Here is a 15119-nt window from a genome sequence, read left to right as displayed (position 1 = left end):
TTGCGAAGGAGTCGCCCGATGTCCCTGTCCCGCCGCACCGTGCTCGCCGCCTCGGCACTGGGTGCCACGGTTGCGCCCATCATCTTCAACACGGGAATGCCGGTCGCGCAAGCGAATCCCGATGGATTCGAATTCGGGCTGGGTAGTGCCGACCTCACGGGCCCCGCCGCGGAATGCGGGATGATGGGCTACTCCCAACTCGATCAGACAACGGCGGGAATTCATCTGCGCCCCCGCGCCCGCGCGTTCGTGATCGGCGCGCGGGGATATCGGATCGCGTTCGTCGCGGTGGAGAACGGCGCGGTGTTCGCCTCGGTGCACGGGGCGGTACTGCTAGCGCTCGCCCGCCGTTTCGGCGACCGGTATTCCGAGCGAAATGTCGTGCTCACCTCCACCCACACCCACGCCAGTTGCGGTGGATCGGCGCACGACTACGCCTACACCCTGGCGACGCTGGGTTTTCAGCAGCAGGTCTTCGACGCCGAGGTCGACGGGATCGTCGAGGCGATCGTCGCCGCCGACGCCGACTTCGCGCCGGGCTCGGTCACCCTGGGCCGCGCGGAACTCCACGATGCCAGCGTCAACCGCTCGCGGGTGGCCTTCGATCGCAACCCGGCCGCCGATCGCGCGGTCTTCCCCGAGGCGATCGACCCCGCGGTGACCACCTTGGCGTTCGCCAGAAACGGTCGTCAGGTCGGGGCGCTCACCTGGTTCGCCACCCACAACACCTCGATGACCAACGCGAACCGGCTGATCAGTTCCGACAACAAGGGTTACGCGAGCTACGCCGCCGAACACCTCGAGCACGGCGTCCGCCACCTCGACGGCGCCGACTTCATCGCGGCGTTCGCGCAGACCAACGCCGGTGACATGTCGCCCAATCTCAACCTCACGCCCGGCAACGGACCGACCACCGACGAGTTCGACAACACCAGGATCCTGGGCGAACGCCAGCAGCACGCGGCGAAAACGGCGGCGGCGCGGGGAGTCGCGCAGCAGGCCGAGGTCGCCTCGATGCTGTGCTACATCGACCTCGCCGCGCTCGCGATCGACGGCCGCTTCACGCCCGACGGCGCCCCGCGACGCACCTCCCCGGCCGCGGCGGGCGTCTCGCTGGCCGCGGGCAGCGTCGAGGACGGGCCCGGTCTGCCCGGCGGCCCGATCCCCGAGGGCGTGCGCAACCCGATGGTCGACTTCCTCGGCGGCATCGACCAGCCGCACCCCGCCTGGCTCGCCGACGCGCAGGCCCCCAAGGCGATCTTCGCCCCGCTCGGGCTGATGCCGCCCGTGCCGTGGGTTCCGAATGTGGTGCCGATCCAGCTGATTCGCATCGGTGGCCTTTACCTGGCCGCCGCGGGCGCGGAGTTCACGATCGTGGCCGGGCTGCGCGTGCGCCGCGCGGTGGCCGAGGCGCTCGGTGTCGACCTGGAACAGGTCCTGCTCCAGGGCTATTCGAACAGCTACCACGAATACGTCACCACGCCGGAGGAATACGACGCGCAGCAGTACGAGGGCGCCTCGACCCTGTTCGGCCGCTACACGCTGTGCGGGTATGTGCAGGAATTCACCAGGCTGGCGCGGGCGTTCGCCGCGGGACAGTCGGTCGAGCGCGGCCCGGCGCCGCGCGATGTCTCCGCGCTGCAACCGAACTTCGCCGTCGCGCCGGGACCCGACGCGACCCCGCCGGGCCGTGGCTTCGGTGATGTCCTGATCCAGCCGACGGCCTGTCGCCGCGGCGAACAGGCGGCCGTCGAATTCGTCTCTGCCCATCCGAAACACAATCCGCGCCGCGGTGACACCTTCCTGCACGTACAGCGCGAGACCGCGGCGGGCTGGGTGCGGGTGGCCAACGAAGGCGAATGGGACGTCCGCTTCCACTGGCGTTCGGCGGGCGCCGCGGTCTCGGTGGCACGCTTCACCTGGGACATCCCCGCGAAGGCCGAACCCGGCCTGCACCGATTCGTGCACTACGTCGACGCGTTGGGCGCCGATGGCACGCTACGTCCCGTCACCGGCACCAGTGCCGAATTCGCGGTGACCTAGTCGGTGTCGAGACCCACCTGGGCGCCTTTGTCGCCCCGGCGCGCGGAACGCCGCTGCGCGAGGAAGATCGACGACCCCAGCACGCCGACCACCAGCCCCATCAGGCACACCGGGCGGGCATCGGACCAGCTCGCCGTCATCCAGACGACCGCGGTCGCGATGATCCAGAGGGCGAAGCCACCCAGCACCACGGGGCGTGGGTCGACCAGGATTCGGGGCAGTTGAGGTATCTCGGGACTGACAGGTCCGGCATCCATACCCAAACAGTAGCGGTGCGAAACCCGTCAGCACAGCCGGATTTACCGTAGAGTTCTGCACTGTGACAATGCCATCGGACGTCCGCGCCCTGGCCGGTGACCTATCACTGGCCGTCGTGCGGCTCACGAGACACCTGCGCGGACGCCGTTCCGATGCGCAGATCTCGCTTACCCAGCTGTCGGCTCTGGCGACGCTGGCTCGTGACGGCGCGATGACGCCCGGCGCGTTGGCGGGCAAAGAACGCGTGCAACCACCGTCGATGACCCGCGTCATCGCCTCGCTCTCCGATCTCGCCCTGGTCCAGCGCCGCCCACACCCGACCGACGGCAGACAGATCATCGTCTCGCTCTCGGCCGCCGGTCGCGCGTTGATCGCCGACGAGACCAATGCCCGCGAGGTGTGGATGACCGGTCAGCTCGCCGGCCTGCGCCCCGAGCAGATCGCGGTGCTCGGGGAAGCCGTCGGCATCATGAACCAGATCGTCGCCGAATCGGAGTGATCGGCTCGATTATCGAACCTCGTCGGCAGACACCACGTCATGGCCGAGCGGGAACAGCGACAGTGGCACCAGCTTGAGATTCGCCCACGCGAACGGCAGGCCGATGATCGTCACCGCCAGCGCGATGCTGGTGAACACATGGCCCAGCGCCAGCCACCAGCCCGCGAAGATGAACCAGATCACATTGCCGATCAGCGAGCCCGCGCCCGCGCTCGGTTTGTCGACGACCGTGCGACCGAACGGCCACAGGACGTACCCGGCCAGGCGCAGCGAGGCTATCCCGAACGGGATGGTGACGATCAGGATGAAGCAGATCAGCGCCGCGAGCAGGTACCCCAGCGCCATCCAGAACCCGCACAGCACCACCCAGAGCACGTTCAAGATCAACTGGACAATTTTCATGCTTCCAGCATGCCAGGATTGACCGGTGGCCGAAGTGATCGATATCGAGGACCCCACCGACCCGCGCGTCGACGACTTCCGTGACCTGTCCAATGCCGACCGCAGGCCGGACCTGCCGGGCCGGAAAGGCCTGGTCATCGCCGAGGGCGTAGTGGTCGTGCAGCGGATGCTCGACTCGCGTTTCGCGCCGAGCGCCCTGCTCGGGGTCGGCAAGCGATTCGAGACCCTCGCCGACGATCTCGCCGATCGCGATGTGCCGTACTACCGCGCCAGTGCCGAGGTGATGGCGCAGGTGGTCGGCTTCCACCTCAACCGCGGCGTACTCGCTGTGGCGCCGCGTCCGGCCGAACTCACCGTCGACGACGTGCTCGACGGCGCGCGCACGGTGGCGATCCTCGAGGGCGTCAACGATCACGAGAACCTGGGTTCGATGTTCCGCAACGCCGCCGGGCTCGGCGCGGACGCGGTGCTGTTCGGCGACCGGTGCGCCGACCCGCTCTACCGGCGGGCGGTCCGGGTGTCGATGGGCCATGTGCTGCGGGTGCCGTTCGCGCAATTGCCGCAGTGGCCGGCGAGCCTGGACCTCGTGCGGAACCGGGGCTTCCAGCTCATCGCGTTGACGCCGAATCCCGCGGCGGTGAATCTGGCGACGGCGATGACGGGGGAGCGGGTGGCGCTGCTGCTCGGCGCCGAAGGGCCCGGACTGACCGAAGAAGCCATGCGCGCCACCGATGTTCGCGCGCGTATCCCGATGTCGCCCGGAACCGATTCGCTCAATGTTGCGACCGCCGCGGCCATGGCGTTCTACGAGCGGGTGCGCACCGCATGAGTCAGGAATGTGAGGGACCGTATCGGGCGCAGGCGGATTCGGTGCCATGGGCGGCGGGCGGCACGGTTGTCGTGCTGGTCGCGCTGCTCGGCGGGGTCGCCGTCTACGCCTTCGGCTGTGCGCTGGCCGCGGTCAATCCGCTGCTGGCGATCGGGGTGAACGTGGTGGCGGCGGGCGGGGTGGCGCCGACGGCGTGGCGTTGGCGGTTCACGCCGGTGGTGCGGTGGGTGCTGGCCGGGGCGGCCGCGGCGGTGGTGCTCGGCTGGATCGCCGTGATCGTCTACCAGCTCAGCTGAGCGTCACAGCACCCGATCGACGCCGCGCCACCACCCGAGCAAGAGCCCGCGCTTGCGCCGCGTCGCCGCACTCCGACTGTCCACCAGCGCGCGCTGCTGCGGCGCCTGGCCCTTCGGATAGAGCGTGAAACCGCAGACCGACAACTCGCCTGCGGCGAAACCGCCGGGGGCTGCCGGGGCGAGGTAGCGGAAACCGAGCCACTGCGCATTGGCGGCATCGGCGAAATCCGGTGGATCGAACGGCAGCGACTGCGGTTCGGGATGGTCCGAACCCCGCCATGGCACCGGATGCTCACCCGCCCAGAAGGTGCGTTCCCACACCATCGGCAGCCCTTCGTTCTCGAGAATGTCCACCCGGGTGGAACTGAACGAGCGCCGGAATTCGCCACGCTCCCAATGCGCGAACGCACCCCAGTGCAGTGTCGCGTCGTAGGACACGAGGTAGGTGTGCTCGGACGCGAGCGGGCGCACCAGCAGATCGGGCAGCTTCGTCGGGTGCACCAGCGCGGCCTCGGCCGTGCACACCACGGTCAACCCCGGATAGCACCCGATGTAGACCTCGTCCCGATCCGGTGCGGCACACCCGGCCAGCGTTCCGACCATGTGTGGCCGAACGTCGTGGTCGGCGTACAACTGTCCGGCCAATGCCGCCGCGGCGACAGGATCGGACTCGACCTGTCCCCGCAGCACGGCAACGGGATCCGGGGTATCCACATACCACAGCGTGGAAGCCGCGGACATCAGCCACCTCCCATCCAGACCGATGCTGTTCCGCTGCCCGAAGATTCGGGCAGCGGAACACCTAACGTCGGCGCCCAGCGGTTTTCAGATTGCGTGAGGTGACTCGCCGGTGCGTTACCCGAGTCCTCGCAGGCGCGACGTCAGTTGCCGGAGCTGCGGACGCCCAGCAGAACGTCTTCCCATGACGGCATGGGCGCCTTGCCGCGTTTGGTACGCGCGGGTTTCGGTGCGGGCTTCTCCGCTACCGGCTCCTCGGCGGGCTTGTCCACCATCGCCGCGGGCTGGCTCGGCACGGGGGGAACAGCGGGCTTCGGGGCAGCGGGCTTGGGAGCGGCCGGGATCGGTGCCGTGGGTATCGGCGCCGTGGGGATGGCCGCGGCCGGAATCGTCGCTGTCCCACCGCCTGCCGCGACCTGGCGCTGCTCGTAGTACTCGTCCATGGTCGGCGCCGGACGAGTCTGCGCACGCGCGGCGATCTGCTCGCGCGGACGCGGCTCCACCGGAGTCGGTGGTTCGGGCACCGGCGAGGCGGCCGGAACCGGTGTGGGCAGGATCGTCGCCAATCCGCGCAGCGCCCGGCCGAAGTCGGGATCGATCAGGTCGTTGGCCGGATCGTCGAGCGGGGACACCGAGCCGCCGTGCGCGTCGGGCTGGTAGCGCCAATGCGCGGCGATCTCGGAATGACCGTGCCGCCACTGCAATTGGGCGACCCAGAAACCCTTTTCGTCTTTCCAGGCGTCCCACTCGGCCTGTTCGATGGTGTGGCCACGCTCGGCGAAGGCCGCCGTGACGATCTCGTGCAGCGTTTCCACCGAGGGGCCGTCGGGGCGCACCGGGTGCGCCTTCTGCGCCAATTCGGCTGCGCGCGCACGCTCGAGCAGGACGGGGTAGGCGAATCGTTCGACTTTGGATTCCGGCATGCCGGACTCTGCGGTGACCTGCTCGACGGACGCTCCAGCGCGAATACGGGCCTGGATATCGCGAGGACGCATAGTCGCCTCCGTTTCGATTTCGATCTGGCCGAATCGTGCGAGGTCGCCGCGCGCCGCCGCGCGGAGCTTGTCGTCGGCGGGCAACCGGAACTTGGTACCGGACTCGGTGTCGCTGCACACGATGTGCGTGGAGTCGGGCGTCACCCCGATCACTCGAAGTTCACGCACCGTTACCTCCTTATCGCGTCGGCTCCGTCTGTGAGGACACCGCCCACTTTCCTAGACAGTAGTGCACATTACTTGGCCGCCGCAGCAGACACGCACGACTTAAATCGCGCGCCAGCCGTGCCCAGGGGGCTAATCTGAGCGGCTCACCCCCCGAATTCCGCTTGTGTGCAGGGGTTTTAGTGATAGATCAACATCAAATATCGGTACCGAGATCTGTCAAAACTCGGCGAATGTTGCGAATGTGTGCAGTCTGACAAAGAAGAGCCGGCGCCCCGCGAACCGAATGTGTTCGCGGGGCGCCGGCCCTATCGCGGTCTTATCTCAGAGCTGACCGACGACCCAGTCGATCGAACGGGTCAGCTGCGAAACATCTTCCGGGTCGATCGCCGGGAACATACCGACGCGCAGCTGGTTACGGCCCAGCTTGCGGTAGGGCTCGGTGTCGACGATGCCGTTGGCGCGCAGGATCTTGGCGACCTGGGCCGCGTCGACCGCGTCGTCGAAGTCGATGGTGCCCACGACCTGCGAGCGGTGCGCCGGGTTCGACACGTACGGGGTGGCGAAGGAGCTCGACTCGGCCCACGAGTACAGGCGCGAGGACGAATCCAGGGTGCGCTTCACGGTCCAGTCGAGGCCGCCGTTGGCGTTCATCCACTCGATCTGGTCGGCGAACAGCAGCAGGGTGGCCAGCGCCGGGGTGTTGTAGGTCTGGTCCTTGGAGGAGTTGTCGACCGCGATCGGCAGCGAAAGGAACTCCGGGGTCCAGCGACCCGATTCCTTGATCTCGGCGACTCGGGCCAGCGCGGCCGGGCTCATGATCGCGATCCACAGGCCACCGTCGGCGGCGAAGCACTTCTGCGGGGCGAAGTAGTAGACGTCGGAGTCGGCGATGTTCACCGGCAGACCGCCCGCGCCCGAGGTGGCGTCGATGGCGATGAGGGCGTTCTCCGAACCGGCCGGACGCGACACGGGGATGGACACGCCGGTGGAGGTCTCGTTGTGGGCCCAGCCGATGAGGTCGACCGACGGGTCCGACACGGGCTCGGGCGCGCTGCCCGGCTCGGCCTTGACGACGATCGGGTCGCCGATGAAGGGGTTGCCCTTGGCGACCGAGGCGAACTTCGAGGAGAACTCGCCGTTGGTCAGGTGCAGCGAGCGCTCGCGGATCAGGCCGAAGGCGGCGGCATCCCAGAACGCGGTGGTGCCGCCGTTGCCGAGCACGACCTCGTAGCCGTCGGGCAGGGAGAACAGCTCGCGCAGGCCGTTGCGAACGCGGGCGACCACGTCCTTGACCGGCTTCTGGCGATGCGAGGTGCCGAAGACCGAGGCACCGACAGTCACCAGGGACTGCAGCTGCTCCGGGCGGACCTTGGAGGGGCCGCAGCCGAACCGTCCGTCGGCGGGCTTGAGGTCAGCGGGAATTGTCGGGAACGCACTGGTCATGGGGGCGAGTTTAGTGGTCAGCCGAAGCTCCCACGCGCACGGGGGCGGGTCGGGAAGCGGCTGTGAGGCGGCCCACTCGCACGCGCCGCCGATCCTCAGGAGACACCTGTCATGAAGTCGACCAGTCCGAACGGCGCGCTATCGCCGACGCACAGGTCGAGGATGCGGTGCGCGTCCGAGGCCGCTGTCGCGCCGCGGGGGAACAGCGCCGCCTCGTAGGCGGTGAGCGCGGCTTCGCCGTCGCCGGGGTGCGCGGCGATCGCCGAGGCGAGTTCGGCGCCGTCGAGCATGGCGAGGTTGGCGCCCTCGCCCGCGGGCGGCGCCAGGTGCGCGGCGTCGCCGAGCAGGGTCACGCCGGGGGTGCGGTCCCAGCGGTGGCCGGTGGGGAGGGTGTTGATCGTGCGCGCGACCGGCGGGGTGTCGCCGTCGGTGATCAGCGCGGTGAGTTCGGGCGCCCATCCGTCGAATTCGGCCGCTACCCGGGCGAGTGCGGCGGTGGGGTCGGCGAAGTCGATACCGTCGAGCCAGTCGGCGGGACGGGCGAGTTGGGCGTAGGTGTGTACGACACCGTCCGCTTCGCGGTGTGCGGAGATGCCATGACCGGGGGCCAGGGCGAACATCGCGCCGTCGCCGACCACTTCGGCGACCGCGGGGTGCCGCTCATCGACGTCGTGGAGGTAGGTCTCGATGAAGACCGCGCCCGCGTATCGGGGCCGCGCGTCCGAGAGCAGCGGGCGGATGCGCGACCAGGCGCCGTCGGCGCCGACGAGGAGTTCGGTGCGAGCGGTTGTCCCGTCGGCGAAAGTCAGCTCGTGACGGCCGTCGCCGAGGGCGGTGACCTCGGTCAATTTCTTGCCCCACCGGACCGTGTCCGCGGGCAGGGCGTCGAGCAGGATCCGTCGTAGGTCGCCGCGCAGTACTTCGGGGCGCCCGGTGTCGCCGTCGTCGGGCTCGTCGAGAAGCAGTTTCGCGTGCCGGTCGAGAATCCGGGAGGCCGCGCCGCCCTGGTGGATGATCGCGCGGAACTCGGCGGTGAGGCCCGCTTCGGCCAGCGCGCGCTGACCGTCGTGTTCGTGGATGTCGAGCTGGCCGCCCTGGGTGCGAGCGCCCGCCGAGGGCTCGGCCTCGTAGACCGTCGCGGCGATGCCGTGGACGTGGAGGACTCTGGCCAGCGTGAGGCCGCCGAGACCTGCGCCGATGATCGTGACTGTGGTGGTCATGGTGATTCCTTTCGTTGTATGGAACGACGTTCCATACGTCCAGTTTGGAACGTCGTTCCATAAGTGTCAAGATGGTGTGCATGGCGACACGTGCTCAACGGACCACCCGGCGCGCCGACGCGCTGACGAAGCAGCGGATCGTGGACGCCGCGATCGAGATCCTCGACGCAGACGGCGAACGAGCGCTCACCTTCCGCGCGCTGGCTGCGCGGCTGGAGACCGGCAGCGGGGCGATCTACTGGCATGTCGAGAACAAGAGCGACCTGCTCGTCGCCGCGTCCGACGACGTCATCGCCGGTGTCCTCACGAGCTCGGACAACAGCGCGGAGCCCTTCGCCGCGATCCGTGCCGTCGCGCTCGGGATGTTCGACGCGATCGACGCCCACCCATGGGTCGGCGCCCAGCTCGTCCGGGAGCCGTGGCAGTCCGCCATGCTGCGGATCTACGAGCGCGTCGGCGCGCAGTTGCGGATACTCGACGTCCCCGAGCGGTCGCAGTTCTATGCCGCGTCCGCGCTGGTGAACTACATCCTCGGCGTCGCCGGGCAGAACGCGGCGAACGCTCGACTCGATACGCACCAGGGCGACCGCTCGGCCTTCCTCGCGGTCGTCGCCGCCCGCTGGACACAGCACGACCCCGCGGAATTCCCCTTCGCCCATCAGATCGCCGAGCAACTGCGTGAGCACGACGACCGCGAACAATTCCTCGCCGGAATCGATTTCATCCTCGCCGGGATCGCCGCCCTCGCCTGATCGCGCGGATGCGGCGGGCGCGGGGAATTTGCCCCTGCGCGAAGGGCGTTCGCATTACCCTGCTGCCATGAGCCTCGTTGTGGTCGACTCGGGTCCGACCCTGCTCGACCGGTGCGCGTGGGCTTTCGGGCGGCGGCCGAGGAAGCTGTCGGAGGGGGCGGCGCGGGAACTGCTGATCAGGGGGCTGCCCGCGATGGCGAGCGTGCTGTCGGTATGGACGCGCCGCGGGGAGGGCGGCTACCGGTTCAGCGTGCGCGTGTCGGTGCCGGGACAGCTGGCCTACGACGCGCGAGTACGGCAGCGGGTGCGTAGCCAGGACCTGGAATGGATGCAGGTCGGCGACGTGGTCGGCTGCCGGGTGGACCCGGGAGACCGGGAGCGGGTGGTGCTGTTCGTGCCGGCGGCGCCGGAATCGGGGCGCAAGGCCGCGGCCAAGATCCTGGCCGACGGTCGGCGAGCGGAAGCGACCGTGCTCGCGGTGGCGCCGATCGCGGCGGACTACACCGGTCGCGAGGACCCGGTGCTGCGGCTCGATCTCGAGCTGCGGGCCATCGACGAGCCGTCGCCGTGGCGGGTGCGCCTGATCCAGCCGGTGCCGCTCTCGGCGATCGGCCAGATCGACCTCGGAACACGGTTGACGGCGGCGTTCGTCACCGTCGACCGTGGCGCCTCGGTCGCGATCGACTTCGCGTCGCTGACCCGCTAGGCGCGTGCGGTCACGGGCCGTGCTCCGCGTTCGCTACAGGTGCACGAACGTGAAGCCCGCCGCGCGCAGCGCCGGGAGCGCCGCGGCCATCCCGGCCGCGGTACCCGATCGGGGGCGGTGCATGTGTCCCAGCGCGATGCCGCCGGGCGCAGCCGCGCTCATCGCGCGCTGGACCTGTGTCGCGCCGGCGGTCGCCCCGAAGTCGGCGTTGACGGTGAAACCCAGTGGGGTCTCGCCCAGTTCGCGCACGATCTCGACCGCGACCTCGTCGTAGTGCGCGGTGCCGGCGCGAAAGAATCGCGGTGCGCGGCCGGTGAGTTCGAGGATCCGCTGGTGGTTGTCCCAGACCTCGTAGACGGCCTCCTCGGCGGAGGCGGTGCCCGCGACCTTGTAGGCGGACCGCCCCGACACCGAGAGCGGCTTGTGGGCGCCACCGTGATTGGCCAGCTCGAACAGCGGATTCGCCGCGAGTCGCTGGACCCGGGCCGGGTCGGCGTCGATCCAGCGCTTGTTGAGGAACAGGGTGGACGGGATCCGCTCGGCGATCAGCAGGTCGATCAGCGCCTGGTCGATGTCGCTGTTGCCGGGACCGCCGCACGCGTCGAACGTGAGCGCGAACTGTTTGCCTGCCGCGGGAAAGCTACTGGTGATGCCCGGCAGGTCCACGCCCCACGACTGCGGGTGCGCACCGGCGTGGCGGGCGGCGACAGCGGCGGGGGAGACCGGTGGCGGGGGCATGACATTCGAGATCGGGCGGACCGGCGCGATGTCGTCCGCTACTCGTGGTGTGGCCGAATCACCTTGCGCCACAGTGCATCCCGTGAGAACGCCCATCGCGAGCGCGGCGCCGACGCCGAATATCGCGCGTCGGGAGATACCCGCGTTGTGCACAGCCCACCTCTGTCGATCAACTCGACAGAACCGTACCGCCGAGAACTACCACCCATCCGGATTTCAGCCCATCCGGACGGCGTCGGCAGATCATCACGCCGCGAGTTTGCCGGCAGCCGAACTGCCGGTAGCTCGAAAACGACCGGGCGTCGACAGCCGAGATGGCTGTCGACGCCCGGTCGCGAGTCGGAAGGGTCAGTTGCCGACGATGGCCGCCCAGCCCGGAACCTCGGCGGGGGTGCGGGGGCCGGGGCCGGTGTAGATCGCCGCGGGGCGAACCAGCTTGCCCAGCTGCTTCTGCTCGAGGATATGGGCGCACCAACCGGCGGTCCGGCCACAGGTGAACATCGCGGGCATCATGTGGGCGGGGACCTCGGCGAAGTCGAGGATCACCGCGGCCCAGAACTCGACGTTGGTCTCGATGGCGCGATCCGGGCGACGCTCGCGCAGCTCGGCCAGCGCGGCCTGCTCCAGCGCGGCGGCCACCTCGAAGCGCGGCGCGTCCAGGCGCTGGGCGGTGGCGCGCAGCACGCGGGCGCGGGGGTCCTCGGCGCGGTACACGCGGTGACCGAAGCCCATCAGCTTCTCTTTGCGATCCAGGATGCCCTTGACCAGCGCACGCGCGTCACCGGACTGCTCGACGGCCTCGATCATCGGCAGCACGCGCGCCGGGGCGCCGCCGTGCAGCGGGCCCGACATGGCGCCGATCGCGCCGGACAGCGACGCCGCCACGTCGGCGCCGGTGGAGGCGATGACGCGGGCGGTGAAGGTGGAGGCGTTCATGCCGTGCTCGGCCGCGGACACCCAGTAGGCGTCGATCGCCTCGGTGTGGCGCGGGTCCGGGTCGCCCTTCCAGCGGGTCATGAAGCGCTCGGTGACGGTGTCGCACTCGTCGATCTTGCGCTGCGGAACTGCGGGCTGATAGATGCCGCGCGCGGACTGCGCCACGTACGACAGCGCCATCACCGAGGCGCGGGCGAGATTCTCGCGGGCGGTCTCGTCGTCGATGTCGAGCAGCGGCTCGTAGCCCCAGATCGGGGCGAGCATGGCCAGGCCCGCCTGCACGTCCACGCGCACATCGCCGGTGTGCACCGGCAGCGGGAAGGGCTCGGCGGGCGGCAGGCCGCGCCCGAACTCACCGTCGACGAGCAGGGCCCACACGTCGCCGAAGGTCACTCGGTCGGAAACCAGATCCTGAATGTCGACGCCGCGATATCGCAGCGCGCCACCGTCCTTGTCCGGCTCGGCGATGTCGGTGGTGAAGGCCACCACGCCTTCCAATCCGCTGACGAAATCCTGTGGTACCGAGCTGGTAGTCATGGTGACTCTCCTTGCAGGGGCATGCCGATATTTCTGAACCCTAGACCCGGACGTACCGCGGAGTAATCTCGCCCCTATGCGTGACCTGGACCCCGCCGCGACCTCCGCGTCCGACCTCGCCGCGATGCGTGTCGACTACGGCGACCCGCTGGTGATTCCGGCCGAGGAAACCGATCTCGACGAGACCTGGGTGGCCGGTGGCTGGGAGCCGTTGTTGCGCGGCTGGATCGAGCAGGCGCGAGCGGTCGGCGTCGCCGAACCCAACGCGATGGTGCTCGCCACGGTCTCGCTGACCGGACCCGCGCCGCGACCGGTGGCGCGCACGGTCCTGTGCAAGGGCCTCTCGCCCGAGGGCGTCACCTTCTACACGAACTACGACTCGGCCAAGGGCACCCAGCTCGCCGCCGACCCGTACGCGGCGGCGAGTTTCGTCTGGCCCGCGCTCGCCAGGCAGGTACATGTGCGCGGCGTGACCGAGCGGGTGTCCGCCGAGGTGACCGCGGCCTACTGGGCGGCGCGCCCCCGCGAGTCGCGGCTGGGCGCGTGGGCTTCGCGGCAGTCACGGCCGGTGGCCTCGCGCGCGGAGCTCGATCGCGTGCTGGCCGAGACGACCGCGCGGTTCGCCGATGTCGACGACATCCCCGTGCCCCCGTTCTGGGGCGGCTACCTGCTGCGCCCCGACGAGGTGGAGTTCTGGCAGGGCAGGCGCGGCAGACTGCACAACCGCATCGTGGTGCGGATCGACGGACAGACCACAACGGTCGAACGTTTGCAGCCGTAACGAGCGGTGGTCTATGTCACTGCGCCCAAACATGGGATGACCGGCCGGTAGTCGCTAATCTGCGGCGAGTGAAGCTGCTCGCCGACACCGAACCCCTGCGAAATCGTGACTATCGCCGGTTGTGGACCACCAATATCGTCACCGTCATCGGCGCGCAGCTCTCGGTGGTCGCGGTTCCGCAGCAGATCTTCCAGATCACCGGCAGCTCCGGCTACGTCGGGCTGGCCGGTCTGTTCGGCCTGGTTCCGCTGGTGGTCTTCGGGCTGTGGGGTGGGGCGCTCGCCGATGTGATGGACCGTCGAACCCTGCTCGTCTTCACCACCGCGGGCACCGGTCTGACCGCGGTCGCGTTCTGGGTTCAGGCGGCGCTCGGCCTGAACAATGTGTGGCTGGTGCTCGGGCTGTTCGCCACCCAGCAGGCGTTCTTCGCGGTCAACCAGCCCACCCGCAGCGCCCTCATCGCCCGATTGCTGCCGCCGGAGTTGATGGCCTCGGCCAGTTCCCTCAGCATGACCGTGCAGAACGTCGGCATGATCGCGGGGCCGGTGCTGGCCGGTGTGCTGATCCCGGTCATCGGCCTGCCGATGCTGTATCTGATCGACTCGATCGCCCTGCTCGCGACGCTGTGGGCGGTGTGGCGACTACCCGCCTTCCCGCCGACCGGCGAGCAGCGCCGGGCCGGGCTGCGCGCCGTACTCGACGGTTTCCGCTATCTCGGTGCCCAGCGCATCCTGCTCGCCTCGTTCGTCGTCGACATCATCGCCATGGTGTTCGGCATGCCGCGCGCCCTGTTCCCGCAGATCGCCCACGAGACCTTCCACGATCCGGCCGAGGGCGGGGTGGCGCTGGGCCTGCTGTTCGCGGCCATCGCCGCGGGTTCGGTGATCGGTGGCGTGTTCTCCGGGTGGATACCCCGGGTGCGCAGGCAGGGGCTGGCGGTGATCGTGTGCATCGCGCTGTGGGGTGTGGCGATGGTCGGCTTCGGGCTCGCGGTGGGGTTGGCCGGGCACTGGTTCGGGCTGGGCGTGTGGCTGTGGATCGCAGTGGCCTTCCTGGCGTTCGGCGGCGCCGTCGACATGGTCTCGGCGGCCTTTCGCACGGCGATGTTGCTCAACGTCTCCACCGACGAGATGCGCGGGCGGTTGCAAGGGGTGTTCATCGTGGTCGTCGCAGGTGGGCCGCGGATCGGTGACGTTGCCCACGGTTTCGCCGCGGCGAGCATGGGTACCGCTGTTGCGGCGGCCGGTGGCGGCGTTCTCGTGGTGATCGGCGTGGTGATCGCCGCGTTGGCCTTTCCCGCCTTCGTTCGCTATCGGGTGACTCGCTCGCACACCGAAATGGCCACGAAATGACTTGTGCGCGAACGCAATACGTGAGATCGGTGCGCATCGGCGCAGGGTGTGCGCAGGGCTCGGAGATCGACCCGGTTCCGGCGGCGGCAAAGCCGGGATCGCCGCTGGTCGGCCGGTCGCCGACCACCTCACCGCCCGGTGGATCCGGTGTGAGAACAGCGCACGGCAACCCTGATTGCTCATCCGCGCCCAACAAGAGTTAGCGTTACATCCGAGCGTGCCTGTGCCGACCGCATAGGTGCCTACGGTTCGGCGCCGGGTTTCAGGGCCTGGCGAGAATCTCAACTAGCCTGAGAGGGATCCTTCCGTGCCCGCTGAGAACATCACCAACGTCACCGAAGACGCCAAGGCGGTACTGCAGTACCCCGGTGGCGAGTTCCCGATCTCGGTCACCAAGGCCGCGGAGGGTAACGACGGGCTCGACTT

Annotated in this window: 16 protein-coding genes; 8 read left to right on the top strand and 8 right to left on the bottom strand. The window is 69.2% G+C overall.

Going from position 1 to position 15119, the window contains the following annotated elements:
- Positions 1-18: 18 nt before the first annotated feature.
- Positions 19-2043 (top strand): neutral/alkaline non-lysosomal ceramidase N-terminal domain-containing protein, encoded by a 2025-nt coding sequence (locus tag NA12_RS09515; RefSeq protein ID WP_067448489.1) that lies wholly within the window; start codon positions 19-21, stop codon positions 2041-2043.
- Here NA12_RS09515 and NA12_RS09510 read toward each other — a convergent pair.
- Positions 2040-2300 (bottom strand): DUF2530 domain-containing protein, encoded by a 261-nt coding sequence (locus NA12_RS09510; protein ID WP_067448487.1) that lies wholly within the window; start codon positions 2298-2300, stop codon positions 2040-2042. The two genes, NA12_RS09515 and NA12_RS09510, sit on opposite strands and share 4 nt — an antisense overlap.
- 68 nt (positions 2301-2368) lie before the next feature.
- On the opposite strand from NA12_RS09510, the gene NA12_RS09505 reads away from it, so the two are divergent.
- Positions 2369-2800 (top strand): MarR family winged helix-turn-helix transcriptional regulator, encoded by a 432-nt coding sequence (locus tag NA12_RS09505; RefSeq protein WP_067448484.1) that lies wholly within the window; start codon positions 2369-2371, stop codon positions 2798-2800.
- 9 nt (positions 2801-2809) lie between these two features.
- Here NA12_RS09505 and NA12_RS09500 read toward each other — a convergent pair whose 3' ends face one another.
- Positions 2810-3202, bottom strand: coding sequence for a YccF domain-containing protein (locus NA12_RS09500; protein ID WP_067448482.1), 393 nt, complete (start codon positions 3200-3202; stop codon positions 2810-2812).
- 25 nt (positions 3203-3227) lie between these two features.
- Between NA12_RS09500 and NA12_RS09495 the strand changes: the two genes are divergently transcribed.
- On the top strand, positions 3228-4031 hold the full coding sequence (locus NA12_RS09495) for a TrmH family RNA methyltransferase (protein ID WP_067448480.1): 804 nt from the start codon (positions 3228-3230) through the stop codon (positions 4029-4031).
- Positions 4028-4327, top strand: a complete 300-nt coding sequence (locus NA12_RS09490; RefSeq protein WP_067448478.1) for a DUF2537 domain-containing protein — start codon at positions 4028-4030, stop codon at positions 4325-4327. Before NA12_RS09495 ends, NA12_RS09490 begins: the two co-directional genes overlap by 4 nt.
- A 3-nt stretch (positions 4328-4330) precedes the next feature.
- Here NA12_RS09490 and NA12_RS09485 read toward each other — a convergent pair whose 3' ends face one another.
- From NA12_RS09485 to NA12_RS09470, 4 genes are all read right to left on the bottom strand, one after another.
- A complete protein-coding gene (locus tag NA12_RS09485) occupies positions 4331-5068 on the bottom strand; it encodes a DUF6928 family protein (RefSeq protein ID WP_067448475.1) in 738 nt (245 codons plus the stop codon).
- A gap of 140 nt (positions 5069-5208) precedes the next feature.
- Positions 5209-6228, bottom strand: coding sequence for a septation protein SepH (gene sepH / locus NA12_RS09480; protein ID WP_067448473.1), 1020 nt, complete (start codon positions 6226-6228; stop codon positions 5209-5211).
- Between the two features lie 321 nt (positions 6229-6549).
- Positions 6550-7671: a phosphoserine transaminase gene (serC, locus tag NA12_RS09475; protein WP_067448472.1), complete on the bottom strand. Its 1122-nt coding sequence runs from the start codon at positions 7669-7671 to the stop codon at positions 6550-6552.
- Between the two features lie 95 nt (positions 7672-7766).
- Positions 7767-8891, bottom strand: a complete 1125-nt coding sequence (locus NA12_RS09470) for an FAD-dependent oxidoreductase (RefSeq protein ID WP_067448470.1) — start codon at positions 8889-8891, stop codon at positions 7767-7769.
- An 80-nt stretch (positions 8892-8971) separates the two neighbouring features.
- On the opposite strand from NA12_RS09470, the gene NA12_RS09465 reads away from it, so the two are divergent.
- On the top strand, positions 8972-9643 hold the full coding sequence (locus NA12_RS09465; protein WP_243655034.1) for a TetR/AcrR family transcriptional regulator: 672 nt from the start codon (positions 8972-8974) through the stop codon (positions 9641-9643).
- A 67-nt stretch (positions 9644-9710) separates the two neighbouring features.
- Positions 9711-10349, top strand: coding sequence for a hypothetical protein (locus NA12_RS09460; RefSeq protein ID WP_067448466.1), 639 nt, complete (start codon positions 9711-9713; stop codon positions 10347-10349).
- 33 nt (positions 10350-10382) lie between these two features.
- Here NA12_RS09460 and NA12_RS09455 read toward each other — a convergent pair whose 3' ends face one another.
- Together NA12_RS09455 and NA12_RS09450 are read right to left on the bottom strand one after the other, a co-directional pair.
- Positions 10383-11240 (bottom strand): polysaccharide deacetylase family protein, encoded by an 858-nt coding sequence (locus NA12_RS09455; protein WP_243655035.1) that lies wholly within the window; start codon positions 11238-11240, stop codon positions 10383-10385.
- A 195-nt stretch (positions 11241-11435) separates the two neighbouring features.
- Positions 11436-12560: a citrate synthase 2 gene (locus NA12_RS09450; protein WP_067448464.1), complete on the bottom strand. Its 1125-nt coding sequence runs from the start codon at positions 12558-12560 to the stop codon at positions 11436-11438.
- Positions 12561-12636: 76 nt separating this feature from the next.
- On the opposite strand from NA12_RS09450, the gene pdxH reads away from it, so the two are divergent.
- Entirely contained in the window at positions 12637-13341 is a 705-nt protein-coding gene (pdxH, locus tag NA12_RS09445; protein ID WP_067448462.1) for a pyridoxamine 5'-phosphate oxidase, read from the top strand.
- 68 nt (positions 13342-13409) lie between these two features.
- Positions 13410-14693 (top strand): MFS transporter, encoded by a 1284-nt coding sequence (locus NA12_RS09440; RefSeq protein WP_371855983.1) that lies wholly within the window; start codon positions 13410-13412, stop codon positions 14691-14693.
- Positions 14694-15119: the final 426 nt, after the last annotated feature.

It is taken from the genome of Nocardia alba NBRC 108234 (genome assembly GCF_001612665.1).
In the GTDB taxonomy this organism is placed as follows: domain Bacteria; phylum Actinomycetota; class Actinomycetes; order Mycobacteriales; family Mycobacteriaceae; genus Nocardia; species Nocardia alba.
This window is presented reverse-complemented; position numbering and strand designations above follow the sequence as displayed.

Bases quoted from the DNA above. Each gene is read 5' to 3' on its own strand.
- NA12_RS09510 (WP_067448487.1), bottom strand. From the start codon at position 2,300: ATGGATGCCGGACCTGTCAGTCCCGAGATACCTCAACTGCCCCGAATC.
- NA12_RS09485 (WP_067448475.1), bottom strand. From the start codon at position 5,068: ATGTCCGCGGCTTCCACGCTGTGGTATGTGGATACCCCGGATCCCGTT.
- NA12_RS09500 (WP_067448482.1), bottom strand. From the start codon at position 3,202: ATGAAAATTGTCCAGTTGATCTTGAACGTGCTCTGGGTGGTGCTGTGC.
- NA12_RS09490 (WP_067448478.1), top strand. From the start codon at position 4,028: ATGAGTCAGGAATGTGAGGGACCGTATCGGGCGCAGGCGGATTCGGTG.
- pdxH (WP_067448462.1), top strand. From the start codon at position 12,637: ATGCGTGACCTGGACCCCGCCGCGACCTCCGCGTCCGACCTCGCCGCG.
- NA12_RS09470 (WP_067448470.1), bottom strand. From the start codon at position 8,891: ATGACCACCACAGTCACGATCATCGGCGCAGGTCTCGGCGGCCTCACG.
- NA12_RS09505 (WP_067448484.1), top strand. From the start codon at position 2,369: ATGCCATCGGACGTCCGCGCCCTGGCCGGTGACCTATCACTGGCCGTC.
- serC (WP_067448472.1), bottom strand. From the start codon at position 7,671: ATGACCAGTGCGTTCCCGACAATTCCCGCTGACCTCAAGCCCGCCGAC.
- NA12_RS09465 (WP_243655034.1), top strand. From the start codon at position 8,972: ATGGCGACACGTGCTCAACGGACCACCCGGCGCGCCGACGCGCTGACG.
- NA12_RS09515 (WP_067448489.1), top strand. From the start codon at position 19: ATGTCCCTGTCCCGCCGCACCGTGCTCGCCGCCTCGGCACTGGGTGCC.
- NA12_RS09450 (WP_067448464.1), bottom strand. From the start codon at position 12,560: ATGACTACCAGCTCGGTACCACAGGATTTCGTCAGCGGATTGGAAGGC.
- NA12_RS09460 (WP_067448466.1), top strand. From the start codon at position 9,711: ATGAGCCTCGTTGTGGTCGACTCGGGTCCGACCCTGCTCGACCGGTGC.